General features: G+C 67.2%; 16 protein-coding genes, 1 tRNA gene and 1 pseudogene. 11 read left to right on the top strand and 7 right to left on the bottom strand.

All coding sequences use genetic code 11. From position 1 onward, the window contains the following. Positions 1 to 56 precede the first annotated feature (56 nt). Entirely contained in the window at positions 57 to 761 is a 705-nt protein-coding gene (locus ACWEH3_RS22460) for a helix-turn-helix domain-containing protein (RefSeq protein ID WP_450024831.1), read from the top strand. Here the strand turns inward: ACWEH3_RS22460 and ACWEH3_RS22455 are convergent. From ACWEH3_RS22455 to ACWEH3_RS22445, 3 genes are all read right to left on the bottom strand, one after another. Further along, entirely contained in the window at positions 758 to 1147 is a 390-nt protein-coding gene (locus tag ACWEH3_RS22455; RefSeq protein WP_450024829.1) for a VOC family protein, read from the bottom strand. The genes ACWEH3_RS22460 and ACWEH3_RS22455 overlap by 4 nt on opposite strands. 54 nt (positions 1148 to 1201) lie before the next feature. Continuing rightward, positions 1202 to 1615 carry an arsenate reductase ArsC gene (locus tag ACWEH3_RS22450; protein WP_450024827.1) on the bottom strand — a complete coding sequence of 138 codons (414 nt, stop codon included), beginning with the start codon at positions 1613 to 1615 and terminating at the stop codon, positions 1202 to 1204. Positions 1616 to 2113: 498 nt separating this feature from the next. Further along, complete coding sequence (locus ACWEH3_RS22445) at positions 2114 to 3025, bottom strand: oxygenase MpaB family protein (RefSeq protein ID WP_450024825.1); 912 nt, start codon at positions 3023 to 3025, stop codon at positions 2114 to 2116. 107 nt (positions 3026 to 3132) lie between these two features. Here ACWEH3_RS22445 and ACWEH3_RS22440 point away from each other — a divergent pair, with 107 nt between their 5' ends. After that, on the top strand, positions 3133 to 3888 hold the full coding sequence (locus ACWEH3_RS22440; protein ID WP_450024823.1) for an SIR2 family NAD-dependent protein deacylase: 756 nt from the start codon (positions 3133 to 3135) through the stop codon (positions 3886 to 3888). Positions 3889 to 3907: 19 nt separating this feature from the next. Here ACWEH3_RS22440 and ACWEH3_RS22435 read toward each other — a convergent pair whose 3' ends face one another. Both ACWEH3_RS22435 and ACWEH3_RS22430 read right to left on the bottom strand, forming a co-directional pair. Beyond that, a complete protein-coding gene (locus tag ACWEH3_RS22435; RefSeq protein ID WP_450024821.1) occupies positions 3908 to 5206 on the bottom strand; it encodes a D-arabinono-1,4-lactone oxidase in 1299 nt (432 codons plus the stop codon). A gap of 54 nt (positions 5207 to 5260) precedes the next feature. Beyond that, complete coding sequence (locus tag ACWEH3_RS22430; RefSeq protein WP_450024819.1) at positions 5261 to 5941, bottom strand: TetR/AcrR family transcriptional regulator; 681 nt, start codon at positions 5939 to 5941, stop codon at positions 5261 to 5263. 117 nt (positions 5942 to 6058) lie between these two features. Between ACWEH3_RS22430 and ACWEH3_RS22425 the strand changes: the two genes are divergently transcribed. From ACWEH3_RS22425 to ACWEH3_RS22390, 8 genes and pseudogenes are all read left to right on the top strand, one after another. Then, positions 6059 to 7558: an MFS transporter gene (locus tag ACWEH3_RS22425; protein ID WP_450024817.1), complete on the top strand. Its 1500-nt coding sequence runs from the start codon at positions 6059 to 6061 to the stop codon at positions 7556 to 7558. Between the two features lie 742 nt (positions 7559 to 8300). Continuing rightward, positions 8301 to 8663, top strand: coding sequence for a DUF190 domain-containing protein (locus tag ACWEH3_RS22420; RefSeq protein WP_450026110.1), 363 nt, complete (start codon positions 8301 to 8303; stop codon positions 8661 to 8663). Continuing rightward, positions 8660 to 8959 carry a hypothetical protein gene (locus tag ACWEH3_RS22415; protein WP_450026108.1) on the top strand — a complete coding sequence of 100 codons (300 nt, stop codon included), beginning with the start codon at positions 8660 to 8662 and terminating at the stop codon, positions 8957 to 8959. The genes ACWEH3_RS22420 and ACWEH3_RS22415 overlap by 4 nt, the downstream gene beginning before the upstream one ends. Positions 8960 to 9006: 47 nt before the next feature. Next, positions 9007 to 10650 (top strand): phosphoglucomutase (alpha-D-glucose-1,6-bisphosphate-dependent), encoded by a 1644-nt coding sequence (gene pgm / locus ACWEH3_RS22410; protein ID WP_355077830.1) that lies wholly within the window; start codon positions 9007 to 9009, stop codon positions 10648 to 10650. Further along, positions 10640 to 11881, top strand: a pseudogene (locus tag ACWEH3_RS22405) (MFS transporter); the annotation flags it as partial. The gene pgm and the pseudogene ACWEH3_RS22405, both read left to right, overlap by 11 nt. An 861-nt stretch (positions 11882 to 12742) precedes the next feature. Continuing rightward, a complete protein-coding gene (locus ACWEH3_RS22400) occupies positions 12743 to 13444 on the top strand; it encodes a DsbA family protein (RefSeq protein ID WP_450026106.1) in 702 nt (233 codons plus the stop codon). 684 nt (positions 13445 to 14128) lie between these two features. After that, positions 14129 to 14201 (top strand) — tRNA-Ala (locus ACWEH3_RS22395). Between the two features lie 226 nt (positions 14202 to 14427). After that, the gene (locus ACWEH3_RS22390) at positions 14428 to 14598 is read left to right on the top strand and encodes a hypothetical protein (RefSeq protein WP_450026104.1); all 171 of its coding nucleotides are present in this window, start codon (positions 14428 to 14430) and stop codon (positions 14596 to 14598) included. Between the two features lie 37 nt (positions 14599 to 14635). On the opposite strand, the gene ACWEH3_RS22385 is transcribed toward ACWEH3_RS22390, so the two are convergent. Both ACWEH3_RS22385 and ACWEH3_RS22380 read right to left on the bottom strand, forming a co-directional pair. Further along, a complete protein-coding gene (locus ACWEH3_RS22385; RefSeq protein ID WP_450026102.1) occupies positions 14636 to 16105 on the bottom strand; it encodes a hypothetical protein in 1470 nt (489 codons plus the stop codon). Further along, positions 16089 to 17102 (bottom strand): hypothetical protein, encoded by a 1014-nt coding sequence (locus ACWEH3_RS22380; RefSeq protein WP_450026100.1) that lies wholly within the window; start codon positions 17100 to 17102, stop codon positions 16089 to 16091. Before ACWEH3_RS22380 ends, ACWEH3_RS22385 begins: the two co-directional genes overlap by 17 nt. A 1157-nt stretch (positions 17103 to 18259) precedes the next feature. On the opposite strand from ACWEH3_RS22380, the gene ACWEH3_RS22375 reads away from it, so the two are divergent. After that, positions 18260 to 19183, top strand: a complete 924-nt coding sequence (locus tag ACWEH3_RS22375; protein WP_450026098.1) for a GIY-YIG nuclease family protein — start codon at positions 18260 to 18262, stop codon at positions 19181 to 19183. The last annotated feature ends 621 nt before the right edge of the window (positions 19184 to 19804 follow it).

Genomic DNA, 19804 nt, shown 5'->3' with positions numbered 1-19804 from the left:
TTATTTTTGAGACAGGCGGCTCGTGTTCGTCGGAGGCCCGGAGTAGCGTCGGCGGCATGGACGATGCCGCCTACCGCGAGCGGCCGTCGAGGCACGCGGGTGCCGTGTTGTGGACCAAGACCTTCGACGGCCGTGGCTCCGCGCTGCCGGTGCTGCCCGACGGCTGCATGGATCTGATCTGGATGAACGGCCGGTTGGTCGTCGCGGGACCGGACACCCGTGCCCATCATCCCGGTGGAACGTCCGGCGATCGGTATGTCGGCGTCCGGTTCTTCCCGGGAACCGCGCCCGCGTTGCTCGGCGTCCCGGCGTGCGAGTTGCGTGACCGGCGAGTCGATCTGGCTCAGCTGTGGCCGTCGGCGGTGGTCCGGCCGCTGGTCGACCGGATCGCGGCCGACGGAGATCAGGCGGCGGCGCTGGAACACATCGTGCGCCGGCGCGCGGCCGAGACCGAACCGGCCGATCCGCTCCTGCGGAAGGTGGTCGGCGCGCTCGACGCCGGGAGGTCGGTGGCGGCGGTCGCCGACGCGTCCGGGGTCGGCGAGCGGACCCTGCACCGCCGCTGCCTGGACGCCTTCGGCTACGGCCCGAAAACCCTTGCGCGGGTGCTGCGCTTGCAACGCGCGCTGGCGACGGCGCGCCAGGGCGTACCGCTCGCCGAAACCGCGACGCGGGCCGGTTTCGCCGACCAGGCGCACCTGTCGCGCGAGGTGCGCGCGCTGGCCGGGATCCCGCTGGGAAAGCTCCTCGCCCAGTCCTAGAGAGCGGCGTACAGGTCGACGCCGTTGCCGTCCGGGTCCTGCACCACCGCGTAGCGCTGCCCCCAGAAGGCGTCCCACGGCTTCAGTTCGCCGTGGTATCCAGCGTCCACGAGTTCGGCGTAGACGGCGTCGACTTCAGTGGGATCGGCGCAGCGAAAGGCGATTCCGAGACGGCCCGCGCCGGTCGACGGCGTCCAGTCGGCGTGAAAGGACCGGATGACGGCTTCGGTGTCCAGCGTGAGCCGCAGGCCGTTGGGCAGAGCCGCCTCGGCATGCCCCTCGTGCTCCGAGCCGTCCGGGAAGTCGAGACCGAGGCGGCGGTAGAAGGCCATCGCGGCGGCCATATCGCGGACGACGATGCCGATCACGTCCAGTTGTGGTGTCATGCCGGCAGCGTAGGCAGTGCCGCGGGGGCGCGTCTTGAACGAATCGGACAGCGCCTACCGCGCGGGTGCGGGGACCAGTTCGGCGATGAGATTCTCCACCAGGATGCGAATGTGGTCGCGGATCGTGCGCACCACATCGAGGGACTGGTCGGCGGGATCCGGCAGCATCCAGTCGCGGTAGCTGATGCCGGGGAAGAACGGGCAGGCGTCGCCCGCGCCCATGGTGACCACCACGTCGGAGATGCCGATCGCGTCCATCGTGAGCGGCTTGGGGGTGTGTCCTGAGATATCGATGCCGATCTCGGCCATGGCGTCCACCACCGTGGCGTTCAGGGTGTCGGCCGGTGCGCTGCCCGCCGACCGCACATCGAACCGGTCGCCCGCGAGGGCGGTGAGGAACCCGGCGGCCATTTGCGAACGGCCCGCGTTGTGTTCGCAGACGAACAGCACACTGGGCTTGTGGGACATGGGAACGCCTTTCGATGTGCAAGGTGGAGCATAAGTGTGCTGGCTGCCGGACCGACTGCCCGGCTGGGTGAGCCGAAACGCTTTCGGAGCGTATGAGATACGTATACCAGCGAGCCGTGAATCGTTACGGCGCGCCGTGCCTTCGCGTGCGCGCGCGTACGGTGATCGCAGGTCAGAGCCCGAATCCGAGATCGCGCCGCCGCCGCGGTACCCGCATGCCGGAGCGGACTGGACGGTAACGCGGGAGTATTCGCCCGAAGGGGCGCAACGGAAGGCATCGCGGAAGGCCTGCGACATCCGGAGACGTTGTGGCTCGCGACGTTTCGGCGGCGGGACGAAACGCGCTCCGGACTCTTGTGCCGCCGACACGTGTACCCCGGTCGATGCGAGGTCGACCGGGGTACACGTGCGAATCAGCGCAATGTCATGGCCGCGGGGATCGAATCGTCTCGCCCGCCGCCCATGTCCATCGAGAAGGGAATGTTGTCCGAAGGCGTATCAGATCGGACGCAGGTCGATCATCTTGCGCAGCCGCTGACGATCGCGTTCGAGGCGGCGGGCTTCATAGGCGATCGGGAAGTAACGCAACCGCTCCGGCAGCAGCGGCACCAGTCGCGCGATCAGCCGGCCGAGCACCCGGAGCTTGCGCTCGTCGGCCGCGGTCCAGGTCAGGCCGAGCTTCTGGCGCGCCACCTCGGGCGTGGTGCCGACCGTCACGAAGTACTGCAGCCAGCCGATCGGCGCCACCGCCGCTTTCCAGGCCGGATGCAGCACGCGCGGCAGCTGCTTCGGTGGCGCGACGGAGCGGATCACCCGCAGATAATCGCGCGCGGTGTCGGTGGCGACCAGATGGTTGGCGACGGTGGCGTCGAAGAACTTCTCGAATTCGGTGTAGTTCGCCGGGATCTCCTTGGGCGCCACCGAGAAATTGCGCAACAGCTGCAGCGTCTCCTGGAAGTACGCTTCCTTGTCCGCCGCGGTGAGCGGGCGCTTGGCGAAGTACTTGGCGCTCTCGGTGAAGGCGAACGTCCCGGTGTGCAGCACCCAGGCCCACGGGGCGCTGGACAGCGCGGTGTGACGCACGCCGTTGGCGTCGGTGGTGTTCAGTGACGCGTGCAGCTCCCGCAGGCGGTCGGCCTCGGCGAGCGCCTCGTCGCCGCCGTAGACCCACATCATCACCGAAGCCAGGCTGCGCGTGGCACGTCCCATCGGATCGGTGCGGAAGGTGGAGTACTCGTCCACCACCGCGGAGATGGTCGGCTCCATCGTTTGCAACAGGAAGGCCGAGCCCGCGGTGAGGGAGAACGTGATCAGACCGGTCTGTTCCCACATGCGGGTTCCCGGTTCGATCGGGCGGCGGGGCGGCAGCGAACGCGCGCCGGTGGATTCGCGTGCGACGGACGCGGTCATCGTGATCTCCCTTGATCGGCCGAACTAATACAATGAGATGATAGCCATAGCAATCTCTCATCGTCTACCCGTGTCCGATCTCGTCGCTGCCCCTAGGCTGTGCAGATATGACGACCGAGTGGCGCAGTCGTACCGGCCGGATCGGAGTACTCACGGGCGCGGGCATCTCCACCGATTCCGGCATCCCCGATTTCCGCGGCCCGCGCGGGGTGTGGACGAAGGATCCGATCGCCGAATTGCTGTCGACCTATCAGAACTACGTGGCCGACCGCGGCTTGCGGGAACGCGCCTGGCTCGCGCGGCGGGACAATCCGGCTTGGCAGGCCGTCCCGAACGCCGCGCACAACGCGCTCGCCGACTTGGAGCGGGCCGGGCGGACGGTCACCATCATCACCCAGAACATCGATCGCCTGCATCAGCGGGCGGGGTCATCGCCGGATCGGGTGATCGAGATCCACGGCAACATGTTCGAGGTGGTCTGCATCGAATGCGATTACCAGACCTCGATGTCCGCCACCTTGGAGCGAGTGGCCGCGGGAGAACCCGACCCGCCGTGTCCCGGCTGCGGTGGCATCCTCAAATCCGCCACCGTGATGTTCGGCCAGCAGATGGACCGCCGCACCATGACCAAGGCCGCGCTCACCGCGGAGACGAGCGACATCTTCCTTGCCATCGGAACGTCGTTGCAGGTCGAGCCCGCCGCGTCGATGTGCTCCATCGCCGTGCGCAGCGGCGCGGATCTGGTGATCGTGAACGCCGAGCCGACGCCGTACGACGCCATGGCCACCGAGATCATCCGCGAACCCATCGGCACGGCCGTGCCCCGTCTGGTCGCGGAACTCCTCGCCGATCGACCGGAGTGATGCCCGCGGTGCGCCGGGTTCAGCCGACCGGGCCGAGTACCCGGTCGAGGTAGGGATTGGCGAAACGCCCTTTCGGGTCGAAGCGGCGGCGCACCTCGGCGAACCGATCCCAGTCGGGATAGCGGCCGCGCAGCGTCGCGGCGGTCTGGAAGTGGCGTTTGCCCCAGTGCGGGCGGCCCTGGAAGCGGTCGAAAACCGCTTCGCAGGCGCGGAAGTATGGCTCGAAGTCCATGTCCTGGTACTGGTGCACCGCGATGTAGCAGGTGTCGCGGCCGGCCGCCGGGGACAGGAACGCGTCGTCGGGCGCGACCCACCGCACCTCGATGGGCATCGGGGTGTCGAATCGAGTGGACAGTTCCTTGATCTCGCGGATCGCGTCGACGGAGTGCTCGCGCGGGATCGCGTACTCCATCTCGGTGAAGCGGATCAGGCGCGGCGACGCGAACACCCGGTAGGAGCGGTCCACCTGACGCCGGTAGCTGCCCGCGTAGGCGGCGCTGCGCTGGATCAACGGGAGCAGGCGCGGCTGCCTGCGGCTCAGGCCGCACAGCGCGTCGAACAGGTAGTTGGACAACAAGATGTCGGTGAACCAGTCCACCGCTTTGGGGCGCGGCTGTTCGGGCAGGAGCACGCGATTGTTGCGCTTGGTCATGGCCAGCGGGCTGTGCGCGAACATGTAGAACTCGAAATGCTCGTTGCCGTCGACGAACGAATCCAGATCGGCGAGCACGTCCTCCACCGGGATCGGCCGCTCGATGCCCTCCAGCACGAAGGACGGCACCATCCGCAGCGTCAGGGCGGTGACGACGCCCAATGCGCCGATGCCGACGCGCGCCGCGCGCCAACCGTCGGGATCGGTCTGCTCGTTCAGTTCCGCCAGGGTTCCGTCGGCCTGCATCAGTTCCACCGAATGCACCGCGGCGGAGAGGTTCTGCAAAGTCGCGCCGGTGCCGTGGGTAGCGGTGGCGATGGCGCCCGCGACGGTCTGCACGTCGACGTCGCCCAGATTCGGGAAGGCGAGGCCGTACTCGTGCAGGGCGGTGCTGGCGGCGTTCAGGCTGATGCCCGCCTCCACCCGGACCAGGCCGTTCGCCCGGTCGACGTCGAGCACACGGTTCAGGTTCGCCAGGCTCAGCAAGGTGCCGTCGGTCAGGACGGCGTCGGTGAACGAATGCCCACTGCCCGCGACGCGCACGGTCCGGTCGTCGGCTTCGGCGTCGGCGAGCAGGCCGGACAGTTCGTCGACGGAGCGCGGCGTGGCAAGGAGTGCGGGTGCGCAGCGTTGATCGCCGGCCCAGTTCACCCACGAATTGGTCATGTGTCCAACTCTACGGGAGTGTGTGTGACCCGCGCTACTTACGGTTCGTTTTCGCTACCTCTTGCGCCAGCTGCAGGTCAGCTGTTGCTTGGCCTGCTCGACCTCGTCGTCGCTCAGCGGGGGGACGACGAGATGCTGACGCGGCGTCTTGTCGCCGCGCACGCCGTTCAGCATGATGGCCATATACCGCTGCCAGACATCGGGATTGACCGGCCTGGCGAACTCGGCGAGACCGTCGACCATGTGCACCAGCGCGAAGAAATCCGAGGGCTCGATGCCGTCGGCGAGCACGCCCGCGTCGCGGGCGCGTGCGCAGATGGCGTGCACCTTCGGCTTGATGCGATCGCGCACGACCGCGAATCGGTCGGTCTCGTCGTCTTCGAGTTCCAGCATGACTTCGCTGAATCCGCGATTCGTGGCCATGTGCCGACACGCGTATTCGAAGAACTCGACGAGTCCGAACCAGGGATCTGGATGCCGGTAGGCGGCGTCGGCCGCGTCGGCGAAATCGTTCAGGTTCTGGTCGAAGACTTCGACGATCAGTTCCTTCTTGTTCGCGAAGCGGCGGTACACCGTGCCGACACCCACACCGGCGCGCTCGGCCACGTCGTCGAGAGTGATCTCGAGTCCGTGATCGGCGAACAGTTCCCGCGCCGCGGCGATGATCCGCTGCTGATTGCGCGCGGCATCGGCCCGCAGGCGCCGGGGTGGAGAGGCGACCGTGGCGTGATTCACACCGCCATTCTATCAACATCGGGGATTAACCGGAGGTGTTGTCTCCGTTATCGTGATAGCTTCTTCGAGTAAGCGGAGGAGCATTCTCCGGATCAATGCTCGAGACAAAGGGTACACATGACTACCGCGATCGACCGCGGGGCCCCGGCCCCGGAGCGAACGGGAAGTGGGCGGCGCGGCTCGCACGCCCTGCGCTGGTGGGTGCTGGCCGTTCTCGGCGTCGCTCAGCTCATGGTGGTGCTGGACGCGACCGTGGTGAACATCGCCCTGCCCGCTGCCCAGCAGGACCTCGGCTTCAGTGACGGCGACCGCTCCTGGGTGGTCACCGGCTACGCACTGGCGTTCGGCAGCCTACTGCTGCTCGGCGGACGCCTCAGCGACCTGTTCGGCAGGCGCACCACCTTCATCATCGGTCTGGTCGGCTTCGCGGTCGCCTCCGCCGTCGGTGGCGCGGCCACCAGTTTCGAGATGCTCGTCGCGGCTCGTGTCGGACAGGGTGTCTTCGGCGCGCTGCTGGCGCCCGCCGCACTCTCGCTGCTCACCGTGACGTTCACCGAACCGTCCGAGCGGGCGAAGGCGTTCGGCATCTTCGGCGCCGTCGCGGGCACCGGCGGCGCGATCGGGCTGCTGCTCGGCGGCGCACTGACCGAATGGGCCTCGTGGCGCTGGGTGATGTTCGTGAACCTCGCCTTCGCCGCCGTCGCTCTGGTGGGTGCCGTGCTGTTGCTGGCCAAACACACGAGCACCGAGCGGCCCAAGCTCGACATACCCGGCACGGTGGTGGTCACCGCGGGCCTGTTCGGCATCGTCTACGGGTTCTCGCACGCGGAATCGGACGGCTGGACCAACGGCGTCACCCTGGCGTTCCTGCTCGGCGGTGCGGCGCTGATCGCGGTGTTCGCCTGGTTGGAGACCCGGGTCGCGCACCCGCTGCTTCCGGTGCGGATCGTGCTCGACCGGATGCGCGGCACCTCCTACCTGACGGTCTTCGTCATGGGCATCGGGATGTTCGCCATCTTCCTGTTCCTCACCTACTACATGCAGCTGACCCTGGGCTACTCGCCGATCATGACCGGCGTGGCGTTCCTGCCGATGGTCGCCGCCATGGTGGCCTCCTCGACCACCGGCCCGTCGCTGCTGCTGCCGAAACTCGGCCCGAAGGTCGTGGTCAGCGGTGGCTTCCTGATCGCGGCGGCGGGCATGGCGTGGCTGACCCGGATCGGTTTGGACACCGGCTACGCCACCCACATCCTGCCCGCCCTGATCCTGCTCGGGCTCGGCCTCGGCGGTTCGATGTCGACCGCCTTCCAGGGCGCCACCTCGGGCGTGCAGCACGAGGACGCCGGCGTGGCCTCGGCCATGATCAACACCAGCCAGCAGGTCGGTGGATCGATCGGCACCGCGCTGCTGAGCACCATCGCGGCGTCCGCGGCCACGGACTACCTGTCCGCCCGCACCCCGGACCCGCTCACCATCGCCCAGTCCGCGATCGAGAGCTACACCACCAGTTTCTGGTGGGCCACGGCGATCTTCGTGGTGGGCGGCATCCTCACCGCGGTGCTCATGCCGAGCACGGCGCCGGTGCCCGCCGAGGGAGAGCCGGTGCTCGCCCACTGAACCGAGTGCGGCACCGCCGACCCGGTTTCCGGCACAGCGGCCGCCGTCCCCGCGATTCCGTCGCGGGGGCGGCGGCCGTCGTCGCTGTCCGAGCCGGACGATCGCGGGTTCGTCGGCGAGCGCGGCGGTGCCCTCGCGAGGAGGGGTGGCGGGACTGTGCTCTGCGATTGCCTGATCGGCCACTCCTGGCGGTCTACTCCCGTGGGGGGATGAATCTTCCGCCATGGGCCGTGGCAATGATCCGGATCGCGGAGCCCGTCGCCGAGCATCGCGCACGACACGCGGTACTCGTCCGCCGCACACGGCAAAACGCTCCCGAATCACCATTATTGGTGCAAAATACGAGGTAAGCAGATGTGGCGGGCTTTGCTGAACGCCATGGGCATTGTGCTCGATCCGGTCTCGTGCAGAGGTGGGCGGTCCTCTACCCGGCGTACGCGGTAAATGTCATGGGATGCTTTGCAATCGGAAACCCGATGATTCCGACCGCTTCGGTGTGGGTAGCCAAGAGGCTGCTGTGCACCCTTCTCGGTATCGGCGCACCCGGCGGTCGCACCACCTTCTCCACCCCACCCGCGAGGTTCGTAGACTCCTCGGACCGGGCGCGGCACTTCCCGCGCTCCTCCGCCTCGGGGGTGGCGGTGGCGTAGCCGGGGCGTCGGAGCCCGGCGCGGGCATGGCACGGTGAGTACCTGGTTCGGCTCGGCGATCGACGGGAACGGTACGACGGAAGGGGGCAGGCATGAGTGGTTCGCAAGCGGATGCCGCCGCGGCGGGACGGTGGCGGCCCGCGGCACGGCTCACCGTGCTGCTCGACGAGGACGACAAATGGCGGCACACGCCCCTGTATCACGAGATCGTGCGCCGGGCCAGGGACATCGGCCTGGCGGGCGCCAGCGTGTGGCGCGGCATCGAGGGATACGGCGCGTCCTCGCATGTGCACACCACCCGGATCCTGGATATAGCCGACCACCTTCCGCTGATGCTGGTGCTGGTCGACGATTTCGAACGCCTGCGCGCCTTCGTCGAGCGGAACGCCGAACTGTTCACCTCGGTCAACGTCACATTGGCACCGGTGGACCAGTGGCAGGAAGGTGAGCGATGACCAGACCCCGCGGCAAGCCCGATGCACCGGCCGGTTCTCCCGTAGCCCTGGCGGCACCAGCGGATTTCGCCTCGCCGATGCCGCCGGGCACGTCGGCCGTTACCATTGTCGGTTCGGCGCGGCTCGGCGATCTGAGCGGCGCGCCGGCGGGCGACCGACCGCTCGCCGCCGCGGAAGCGGGCTTCCGCACCGTGCCGACCACGTTCAGCATGGAGGGCTGCGCGACGTTCCGGCCGGCGGCCGACATGAACGACGTGGCCGTGGGGTCGGCGGTGACCGGGCGGTCGTGGACATGATCCTGATGACGAGCCGGGCGCAGCCGATACGGAAGGGAGACCCGAGCATGGCCCACGATCGAGCCGGGCGTGCCGCACGTCCCACCGATCTGGAAGACATCGCACACCTGGTGACGGCGTACTACAGCCGTGTTCCGGACACGGACGATCCGGCCCAGCGGGTGACGTTCGGCACGTCGGGACATCGCGGCTCCAGCCTGGACGGCGCCTTCAACGAGGCGCACATCCTCGCGATCACCCAATCGATCGTGGAGTATCGCGCCACTCGCGGCATCACCGGGCCGGTTTACCTGGCCAGGGACACGCACGCGCTGTCCGAGCCCGCCTGGACCACAGCGCTGGAGGTGCTCGCCGCCAACGACGTCACCGCGGTGATCGACGCGCGCGACCGCTACACCCCCACGCCGGCGCTGAGTCATGCTGTGCTGCGCCATAATCGGGGCGGGGCCAAGCATCAGGCCGACGGCATCGTGGTCACCCCGTCGCACAACCCGCCCCGCGACGGCGGCTTCAAATACAACCCGCCGCACGGCGGCCCGGCCGACAACACGGCCACCGACGCTATCGCCGCACGCGCGAACGAACTGCTGCGCGACGGGCTCACCGGAGTCAAGCGCACCACGCTGGAGCGCGCGCTGGCCACCGGCGTGGAACGCTACGACTACCTCGACCACTACATCGACGACCTGCCCAACGTGCTGAACCTGGACGCGATCCGCGGCGCGGGCATCCGCCTCGGCGCCGACCCGATGGGCGGCGCCAGCGTCGACTATTGGGAGGAGATCGGCCAGCGCTACGACCTCGAGCTCGAAGTGGTCAACCCCTTCGTGGACCCCACCTGGCGGTTCATGACGCTCGACAGCGACGGCAAGATCCGGATGGACCCGTCCTCCCGTTACGCGATGGCCTCGCTGATCGCGATCAAGGACGACTACGACATTTCCACCGGCAACGACGCCGACGCCGACCGCCACGGCATCGTCACGCCCGACGGCGGGTTGATGAATCCGAACCACTTCCTCGCGGTGGCCATCGAATACCTGGTCGCCAACCGGATGGGCTGGGACGCGCTGACCAAGATCGGCAAGACCGCGGTGACGTCGTCGATGATCGACCGGGTGGTCTCCGTGCTCGGGCGCGACGTGCACGAGGTGCCCGTGGGGTTCAAGTTCTTCGTTCCCGGATTGTTCAGCGGCAGCCTTGCCTTCGGCGGCGAGGAGAGCGCGGGCGCGTCGTTCCTGCGGATGGACGGCACGGTCTGGACCACCGACAAGGACGGCATCCTGCTCGCCCTGCTCGCGGGCGAGATCGCCGCGGTCACCGGGCAGAGCCCGTCGGCGCGCTACGTCGAACTCGAACGCCGCTACGGCAGCCCCGCCTACGCGCGGATCGACGCACCGGCCACCGCGGAACAGAAAGAGCTGCTCGCGAAGTTGACTCCGGACATGATCACCACGAAGGAGGTCGCCGGGGAGCCGGTCACCGCGGTGCTCACCAGGGCGCGGGGCAACGGAGCGCCGCTGGGCGGTCTCAAAGTGACCACCGAGAACGCGTGGTTCGCCGCTCGCCCGTCCGGCACCGAGGACAAGTACAAGATCTACGCGGAATCGTTCCACGGCCCGGAGCACCTCGCCGAGGTGCAGACGGCCGCGGAGGAATTGGTGGGGCAGGCGCTGTCCGGTGACCGGTAGATCCAAGCCCCTGCCCACCGAGATCTGGGTGCTGGTCGGGGGCGCGTTCGTCATCGCCATCGGGTTCGGTCTGGTCGCCCCGGTGCTGCCGCAGTTCGCGCGCGGCTTCGGCGTCGGCGTGGCGGCCGCCTCGGCGATCGTGTCCGCGTTCGCGCTGATGCGGCTGCTGTTCGCGCCGCTCAGCGGGCGGCTGGTGCAGCGGCTGGGGGAGCGCTCGGTCTATCTCGGCGGGCTGCTGATCGTCGCGGTGTCCACCGGCGCCAGCGCGTTGGCGCAGAACTATTGGCAGCTCATGCTGTTGCGGTCGCTCGGCGGCATCGGATCGACCATGTTCACCGTGTCGTCGCTGGCGCTCGTCATCCGCATCTCCCCGCCCGAGCAGCGCGGCCGGGTCTCCGGGTTGTGGTCGACCAGCTTCCTGGTCGGCTCGGTGAGCGGGCCGCTGGTCGGTGGCGGGTTGTCCGGGCTCGGGCTGCGCTGGCCGTTCGTCATCTACGCCGTCGCGTTGCTCGCCGTGAGCGTGGTGGTGTACCTGAGCTTGCGGCATTCGGAACTGGCCGCGCCGGAGCCCGTCGGCGGTGTTCGCATGATGTCCTTCCGGGAGGGGTTGGCGCGGCCGGAGTACCGGGCGGTGCTGCTGTCGAATTTCGCCAATGGGGCCGCCGTGTTCGGTGTCCGGATGGCGTTGGTGCCGCTGCTCGTCGTCGAGGTGCTGCACCAGGCGCCGGGTATGGCCGGTGTCGCGTTGACGGTGTTCGCCGCGGGGAACGTCGCGGTGCTGTTCGCCTCGGGGCGACTGTCCGACCGGTGGGGGCGCAAACCGTTCGTGATCGTCGGCTCGCTGGTGTGTGCGGCGGGAACGGCGGGGCTCGGCCTGGCGACCGACCTCCCGTGGCTGCTCGCCACCTCGTTCCTGGCCGGGCTCGGGTCCGGCATGTTCACGCCGACCCAGCAGGCCGCCGTCGCCGACATCATCGGGCCCAAGGCGCGCGGCGGCCCGGTGCTCGCCGGTTTCCAGATGGCCGCCGACCTCGGCACCGTCATCGGCCCGGTCGCCGTGGGCGCCCTGGCGCAGCAGGTGTCCTATGCGCTCGCGCTCGGTGTGACCGGAGCTTTGCTCGCTGTCGCCGCGCTCGTCTGGGCTGTGGTGCCCGAGCCGTTGCGGCGGGGGAGTTCGGTTCCCTCGGAGAGCCCGTCCGAACATTCCGGCGGAGCGGACGACACCGAGCGGCGCGCTGCTCGTATCGAGCGTGCGCTGAACGAGGTGTCCGGCGCGCCGATCGCCGACAGCCCGGTGCCGGCGGTGGCCGAGTCTGCCGAGCTTCCGGGTGATCGCGCAGCGGCCGTCGAAGATTCCCGTGCGGCGGCCGGTCGTCGCCGATCGATGACGAACGGCGTCAGGACGGCTGCTGAATCCGGTGGCACGGTGAGCCCTCCGTCGGTTGTGAGCGGTGATCGTCGTGGTACGGCGGTCGATGCCGGACCTGTGCGGGCGGTGCCGGGTACGGCGGTCGCCGACTCGGACGGAGCTGAATACCCGGGGGCGTCGGGGCGACCGATGTCCCGTGGCAAACGTCCGCGGCCGGTACGGCGCACCCGCCGCGGACGCTGAAGCCTTCACCGGCGTCACTTACGGCAGCGCGCCCGTCCAGCGGGACCGCTGACCTCGTCGCCAGGCTCAGGGTGGCGGCCGCCGTGGTTGTCCGGTCGGTGACATGCGGTCACCACCGTGGTCGCGCGCGGGTCGCCCGGCTCTCACTCGTGCAGCGGCCGATGGCATCGGGGAACCGGCCACAGACGAAGCCGGCAGGCGGCAACGAGTGCCGCGCCGCAGGGCACCGGAACGCGGCCGTCGGAGCCATCGCTGCCGAGCCGGTACCAGGTCGGCGACGATGACCGCATTCCATGCGCTGTCGAGCGATGGAAGTGCGAGGACCGAACCGGACGCGTGGCCAAGCCGTTTGCCGCTGACCAGGTCAGGTGCGCGGGTGTCCATTGGAGGTCGGATCGGTGGCCCGGCGGCGGGGATGGCGGTTCGTTGCGGCAAAGTGTCAATGTGAGCGAATCGCGTTCGAAGTACACACCCCGGCCGATGTCCAGTGCGACCACCTATGCGCTCGGTGCGGTCGCTCTCGTGTTGATCGTGGTGATCGTCATCGCGGCGATCCGCTGGGGGCGGGACGACGCGGCCGTCCGCAACGACGGCTACGGTTCGGTGCGGAACGAGGCGGTGCACTCGGTGCTCGAGCAGAACGGTTCGATCCTGCTCGGCCGCCCGGACGCGAAGAAGACCATCGACATTTTCGAGGACCCGCTGTGCCCCGGCTGCGGCAGCTTGGAGCGCATCTACGGTCAAGAGATCGCGCAGAAGATCGATGAGGGCGCGCTGGCGGTCCGTTATCGCCTGGTGAACTTCCTCGACGCCCGCTCGCGGAGCAAGGACTACTCCACCCGCGCGGTCGCGGCGAACCAGTGTGTGGCCGAGGCGGGTTCGGGCCCGGTCTACTCCAAGTTCCACACCGAACTGTTCACTACCAAGCGCCCCAGCGAAGGCGGCGCCGATCTGAGCAACGAGGAACTCGCCGCTATCGCGGGCGACGCCGGAGCCGCCGAGTCCGTGCGGCAATGCATCGCCACCGGCGCCAAGGTCGAGTCCGCCCGCAGCAGCGCCATGGCACAGACGGCCGCGCTCGGCGCGGCGCTGGGCGGCTCCGCGGCCACACCCGCGGTCTTCGACGGCACGACCAAGGTCGACACCAACGACGAGAACTGGGTGGTCTCGCTCACCCGGTGAGCAGCGAACGCCTGCGCTGTTCCCGGTAGACCATGATCTGGTGATCTCCCTCACGAAGCGCCGATCCGCCACGGACTCGGCAAGGCGATGCGGTCTCGCGGCGAAGGGAAGGGCCGGAACGCCGACTCCACCAAATCGACGCCCCGGCCCACTCGACGGCGCGACCCGACATCCCCAGCCCCCGAGGTCGCCATCCGCCGAGCTTTCAGTTGGTCTGGGGCCGGGCAACGGCTCCACCTGCCGCCGCCCGGCCCGCGCACTCGACGCCGCGATCCGGCCCCCTGTCCTGGACCGCGCCTCGAGATGTCTCCATGTCCAGTTGCGAGACCGGGTGTACCGCTCGCTGTTTCGGCATTCGTCCCGACCCGCGAAACGTGCCGACCGATCGGCACATCCCTGTCCGGCACTGCAACCGCCCACACCCTCACGCATCCGACTCGCACCAGACGACCGCTGGACACTCGGGAACGAACAAATCAGCAACCCCATCTGCTCTGCCCAACCCGAGTGTCCAACCGCCTACCTCCCCACACCCCGCACGATCGAAATCACTTCGAACACATGTTCGATACTAACCTCAACTGCCGCCTCCTGTCACCCCCGAATCAAGGCGATTTGGTTGCCGACACACCGTTGGTGTAACTTCATTCAAGCGCGGCGGGGACGCCCGGAGCGCAACAACCAGGGGCTATGGCGCAGCTGGTAGCGCACCACACTGGCAGTGTGGGGGTCAGGGGTTCGAGTCCCCTTAGCTCCACAGAAATAGCAGGTCAGGCCCGGTCTTAGACCGAGCCTGACCTGTTTTTTGTGTCAGGCCCCGCGTTTACCCCCGCTTTGGTCCTAGATCCTGTTCACCGAAATCGACGCGGTCGCGTGTGCAGCTGTGTCCACCGGGACCGGGCCGGCGGATTCGAATAGCAATCGTCTTGACCAACAACCGCCCTGGATGCCGCATGGCTGCGATGTCGTCGAGGGACGGGGTCGTGACACGGTTGATCGCGCTAGACATGGCAGTCGACAAGGGCGGTGCCAATCCGATTTACGAATGCAGATTCACCCATTCCAACGATCTGCGCCCGGCCAATGGCAGCGCCCCGGCCGAACTGCTGCGCCCCTGTCTCCCCGTTGTGCACGCCGCCCGCAGCGCAAGGTGATGGATAGGTTGCTGCGTCGGCTGTGGCCTCCCTCTCGCTAGTCGAGGAAGTAGGCGTCGAGCTTCTCATCGGAATCCAGGATCTCGTCCGAAGCTACGCCGAGTTCCGCCGCTAGTTCGATCGATCCGGCGAGCGCGACCTGCACGTCGGGCGAGAAGGCTCGTTCGAGCAGCCCGAGATAGTCCGACATGCTCTGGTCCAGCTTTTCCAGTATGGCCTGGTATTCCGCGGCGAGTTGCTCGTCGAGCGTGCGTTGCTCGTCGAGGTAACGCTCGATCAGCGCCGCCTCTCGCTTCGTCAACGACGATGCGGCGGCCTTGTACAGCACAGTGCCGACCGTGGTGCCGATGACGGCGCCGAGGACCGGGAGGGGGATGGTCGCCTGGCCGACGCAAGAGGCCAGCGCGCGTACTGCGGCCTCCAGGGCGATGAGTTCGGAGTTCTCGATGAACTCGAGTTCGTCGATCTGGCCCCGGCGCAGCTTGTTCGCTTGTTCTGCGATGCTGAAGGATGTGGTGACGATCGAGCTGGCGACGGCTGCGGAGGTCGCGGTGAAATTTGTGAGCGCGTAAATGCTCAGTCCTCGGACGCCGCCCTTGCCGAAACCTGAGCCGGTCTCGCCTGCGAGGTCGATCCAGTCGCGCTCGCTGAACTCACTGAGCCGCTTGCCTTCCCGACGCTTGGCGACCACGGCCAGTACGAACGCAGTCGCGCCCGCAGTCGCGGCGGCGGTGAGCGCGGCGGTGCCTCCTTCTCGCAACGTCGGACCGCTGCGCTGGTAGGCATCCTCGCGCAAAGACTGGTCCGTGGCGTGGAGCGAGCCCTTTTCGGCCGCCATGGTCGAGGTGTAGACATCGCGCTGCACTTGGTTGTATTCGAGCGTCGAGGGCTCGAGCGATTCGAAGCCGACCGATCCGGTTTGGAAGAACGCCTGAACCCGCTGCCAGTCTCTGAGAGAAGGTCCGTCGCCGCTGCGTGACAGTAGCTTGCTCGCTTCCTCGGGCGGCAAGGCATGGAGCCGCTGGATCACCTCGAAGTGATCACGAGGGATCTGGTATTTCCCACCGTTGCGCACGTATTCGGGATACTTCTGGAGGTGCTCGGCGATCGCGCCCAGTGAGAAGCGGCCACCCGCTGCGACGAATTTCTGCTGGATCTCGATACTTCCGCGCATCAGGTCGACGGGGCCGTTGTCGTTGACCCACTGGTAGACGGGCTCGTGGCCGAGGATCTGCTTTCGGGCGTTGCCGATCCCGACCTCGGCGATCTCGGCGATGAAGCCGTGCATGCCACGCTGTCCGCCGCGGTTGGCGGCGACCACCTCGAGGTCGATCTTCTTGACGGCTTCATCGACGCTGGTGAGCGCGTCCCGAAGGTACTCGTCCTGCTGGCTGAGCGCGCTCAGGAGGTTGTCTATGCGGAGCTGGTTGAGATAGCTCACCCAGGAAGCAACTGCCTGCTCCTGGGCGCCCGTGACGAACTCGGCAGCGTCACGCACTATCGGCATCCTGTTCGATGCGCATGCTCAGCATGCTCGCGCACGACTTCGTGTTGTTCACCAACATAGCAAGTGTCGACCGCTCGGCAGGGGCGAGCGCGTGGAAATCGGCGCGGAAGTGCACCAAGGCTTCGCCGTAACTCTTCACCAGCCCTTCGCGCAGCGAGGTCGTCCGCTGGAGGAGGTCATCGATCTGAGCATCCATGCCTTCGACGAGGGCGGTATTGCGCTTTATCGCAGTCAGCGCTTCGTGCTTCGCCTCTCGATTCTCGAACTTCTTCTTCGCGAACAGGGCGATCGACGCGAGCAGGGTTGCGCCCGCGATGGTCCAGCCGATCGGCCCGGCAAGCGCGAGCAGTGTGGTGCCTGCCGCAGTGCCGCCGCCACCGGCGGCCAGCGCGCCGCCACCGAGCCACGCCAGTGCTGCCTGGCTGGCTGCCGCCCCGGAAAGGGTCGAGATCGCGGTGCCGGTCGACGCTGTCCCGAAGGTGGTGGCGACCCACATCGCCGCCGACGGTGCCAGGCCCGCTACCGCGGTGCCCGCCGCGAACCCGGCGCCGGCGCCTGCTGCCGACAACCGCGCCGCTTCCAACTCTTTGCGAGCGAAATCCTCCGCGTTCAGGAACCTTTTCCGATGTACCTCGATCTCGTCGAAGTCGGTATCGAATGATTTCGGGGTGTTGGCGATGCTGTTCACCAACTGCTCGACCAGCTCGATCAGGTCCGTCGAACGTTCGCGCTGACGCAACAGACACAGGCCCCTGTCGGCCATCGCCGTAAAGACGCCGTTGTATTCCGCTACGGCCACTTCGTAGGGGTCCGGCCCTTTCGCAGTCAGCTTCTCGACCCTGCCTCTGGCAGCGTCCTTGACGTTGCCGACCTGCCCGGCGAACTGCGATGAAGCAGTTCGCGCCGCCTTGCCGATACCGTCGACGGTCCTGCCGATGCCCTCCTTGGCGTTGCCTACGTTGAGCTTGGCGTTGCCTACGTCGAGCTGTTCTACCATCGCACCCCTCCAAGACCATTGCGGCTCAACAACGTAACGGAGAATATCGACCACATGTGACAGATTGGACGGAATGCACACTCCGATCCACCCAGGGCGGCGGCCCCCGGAGTCGACTCACCGAGTGCCTTTGCCGGTCCGCTCCACGGCTCTCGCCCTCGCGGGGCCGGCCCCCGCGGGCGTGCCCTACGAACGAATCGAGATAGGTCACCGCCGCAACAACAGAACCCCGACCCACACTCCCGCCACAATTCGAGCGACCCCACCACCAGCAAGCCCGAACCCCTGAGCTGTCGATACTTTCAGCAGCGAACCGAGCCACATCAACCGTCGGGGGCAGGCTCTGTGCTCCGGAGGCAGGGCTGAGGATCGCGGAGACGAAAGTGTTGACGCTGCCGAGTTCGGCGACACCGGCACCGGCGTCCTCGCTGTCCACCCTGAACTGTCGGAAGCACTACGACGCTCGCGTCTAGCGAGAAGCTGGACTGCGCGCTCCCGGGAGGCCGTCGCGAGCGCTCTGCCGACCAGGGAAACTCCGGACGCAGGTTCGTGAACCCCAGGAATCGAACCTGCAACACCCCCTGGGGTTTTGCAGCCAGCGGCGGCCTCGCGCGGGAGTGTGTTTCCCCGCAACGTCTGACCTGCGGCAATCATTGTCGCAGGTCGGTGCCCTCGGCGGGGCGTGTCGAACATGGGAACGGGGACGACAGGCGGATTTCGGGTGGGCGGCTGGTTGTCGAAGCGAATTATCAGCTGTAGTGACGGGTGGTGCCTCTTGTTCTGCTGTTTCTCGGCCGGTACGACCAATGCGACTGACTGGCCGTCATCCACGGCATCGGTAACTATTCGCTCGTTCTACCTGGCTTCCTTGTGCGGGAGGCATGCGGGCGGTGATGAATGCGTAGTCGTCCGTGATGATTGAGTCGCTGATGACTACGGCGAAATGCGAACGACAGAAGAGGGTGTTTCGGCTGGTCACGGGCATTGTTGGTGCCGTTGGAACATTTTCGTGGCCAGCGTGTTTCGATGTTGGGTGTGTTGGTGACGGGTGGGTGCGTGTTGCCTCTACTGCTGACGCTCTGCGGACGATGAATACCGGTGCGGCGAACCACCCCGATCCTCTGAGCCTTGCGGCCGCAACCCGATACAGTCACCACGTGGACAGCGGGCAGAAGAACCTCGGCAAAACGGTCAGGATGTTCCTTGCCGATGGAACGCCGGGCGGCCTGCAGACGGCGGAGATCATGAACTGGACGGGTCATATAGTCGCGGCGCCCCGCTCGGATCTTGCTAGGCTGCTCGCTCGCCGCGAAGTCGGCAGAACGGGTGTCTACGTCCTGATCGGTGAGGATCCGGACACCGGCGGAATCCTTGCCTACATCGGCGAAGGGGACGAGGTCGGTGTCCGCATTCGGCGACATGCCGAGCCCAAGTCCCAGAACGGCAAGGACTTTTGGGATCGAGCGATAGTAATCACCAGCAAGGACGCCAACATCACCAAGGCGCATGCGAGGTATCTGGAGGCGAGGCTCATTCAGCTCGCCCAGCAAGCCGGCCGCGCCAAACTCGTCAACGGCACCGCGCCGCCGCTGTCGCCCCTCCCCGAAGCAGACATCTCCGATATGGAGAGCTTCATCGCAGAGGCGCGCATCGTGCTCCCTGTCCTCAACGTCAACATCTTCCGATCGGTATCCGTGATGCCGACCCCTTCGGCGGCTCCCAAAGACCCCATGGCCGAATCACTCTCGCCCGTGTTCGAGATGGCTATCCGCAAGCACGGGATCACCGCGACGGCACAGGAGATCGACGGCGAATTCGTCGTCCGCGCCGGGTCGTTGGCGCGCTCATCATGGTCGGGCTGGCCCAGTAACTATCAGCGGTTGCATCAAAACCTTGTCGGTGAAGGCGTTCTCGAGGCAACCAGTTCCGGTGAGGTGGCCGCCTTCACCCGTGACTATCCGTTCTCTTCTCCGTCCGCTGCTGCTGCCGTCGTCGCAGGTCGCAATACGAATGGGCGGGAATCGTGGAGGACCCCCGAGACAGGTACGACATTCGGCGACTGGCAGAACCGAGAGACCTGAATCCCAACCGCGACTTCATCGGGCGAGCAGCTCTGCGTCGCGTCGGTCGAGGTAAGGCCGAGCCGCGTTCGGCTGCGGGCGCAGAAGCTGGGCCACGAGAGGCCCTGGGCAGTCCTGCTCGAGAAGGGGGCATCCCCTGACGAGGTTCAGCGCGATCAAGTCCACGCCACCGGATGCGGACTTGCGATGGGTTCGACACGCCCCATACATGCTGAGCATGTGGCGGGCAGGAGCGCCGAGACCGAGGTCTTCACCTCGAGATGTGGCGGAGTTCTTCGAGTGTGCAACATGCGCCGGTGTTGGTGGGGCCGTGCGGCGATGGACGCTGGCCTCGAAGGACTAACCCCCACGAGATGCGGCATACAGCAGTGTCGTTTGGCGGTGTCGCAAGGCGCTTCGATGTTGGCGGTTGTTCAGCGGATGCTTGGTCACCACAAGCCGAGTATTACGCTCGGTGTGTACTCGGATCTATTCGATGACGATCTCGACGAAGTGGCGACCCGGCTGGATTCCGCGCGGACCGGTTGGGACTGCCCCGAGTTTGGTTGACTCGTGGGTTTGGTCTTTCAGGCCGCGACTGCGGGCCGGTTTATTGTCTCAAACTCGATCGGGGTGAGCCGA

The organism is Nocardia sp. NPDC004718 (assembly GCF_053601535.1).
The sequence above is the reverse complement of the archived record's forward strand: the minus strand, read 5'-3'. Positions and strand labels throughout refer to the sequence as shown.

Coding starts and splice junctions, on each gene's coding strand:
- ACWEH3_RS22425 (WP_450024817.1), top strand. CDS start 6,059: ATGACTACCGCGATCGACCGCGGGGCCCCGGCCCCGGAGCGAACGGGA.
- ACWEH3_RS22400 (WP_450026106.1), top strand. CDS start 12,743: ATGTCCAGTGCGACCACCTATGCGCTCGGTGCGGTCGCTCTCGTGTTG.
- ACWEH3_RS22420 (WP_450026110.1), top strand. CDS start 8,301: ATGAGTGGTTCGCAAGCGGATGCCGCCGCGGCGGGACGGTGGCGGCCC.
- ACWEH3_RS22380 (WP_450026100.1), bottom strand. CDS start 17,102: ATGGTAGAACAGCTCGACGTAGGCAACGCCAAGCTCAACGTAGGCAAC.
- ACWEH3_RS22460 (WP_450024831.1), top strand. CDS start 57: ATGGACGATGCCGCCTACCGCGAGCGGCCGTCGAGGCACGCGGGTGCC.
- ACWEH3_RS22385 (WP_450026102.1), bottom strand. CDS start 16,105: ATGCCGATAGTGCGTGACGCTGCCGAGTTCGTCACGGGCGCCCAGGAG.
- ACWEH3_RS22440 (WP_450024823.1), top strand. CDS start 3,133: ATGACGACCGAGTGGCGCAGTCGTACCGGCCGGATCGGAGTACTCACG.
- ACWEH3_RS22415 (WP_450026108.1), top strand. CDS start 8,660: ATGACCAGACCCCGCGGCAAGCCCGATGCACCGGCCGGTTCTCCCGTA.
- ACWEH3_RS22435 (WP_450024821.1), bottom strand. CDS start 5,206: ATGACCAATTCGTGGGTGAACTGGGCCGGCGATCAACGCTGCGCACCC.
- ACWEH3_RS22455 (WP_450024829.1), bottom strand. CDS start 1,147: ATGACACCACAACTGGACGTGATCGGCATCGTCGTCCGCGATATGGCC.
- ACWEH3_RS22445 (WP_450024825.1), bottom strand. CDS start 3,025: ATGACCGCGTCCGTCGCACGCGAATCCACCGGCGCGCGTTCGCTGCCG.
- pgm (WP_355077830.1), top strand. CDS start 9,007: ATGGCCCACGATCGAGCCGGGCGTGCCGCACGTCCCACCGATCTGGAA.
- ACWEH3_RS22450 (WP_450024827.1), bottom strand. CDS start 1,615: ATGTCCCACAAGCCCAGTGTGCTGTTCGTCTGCGAACACAACGCGGGC.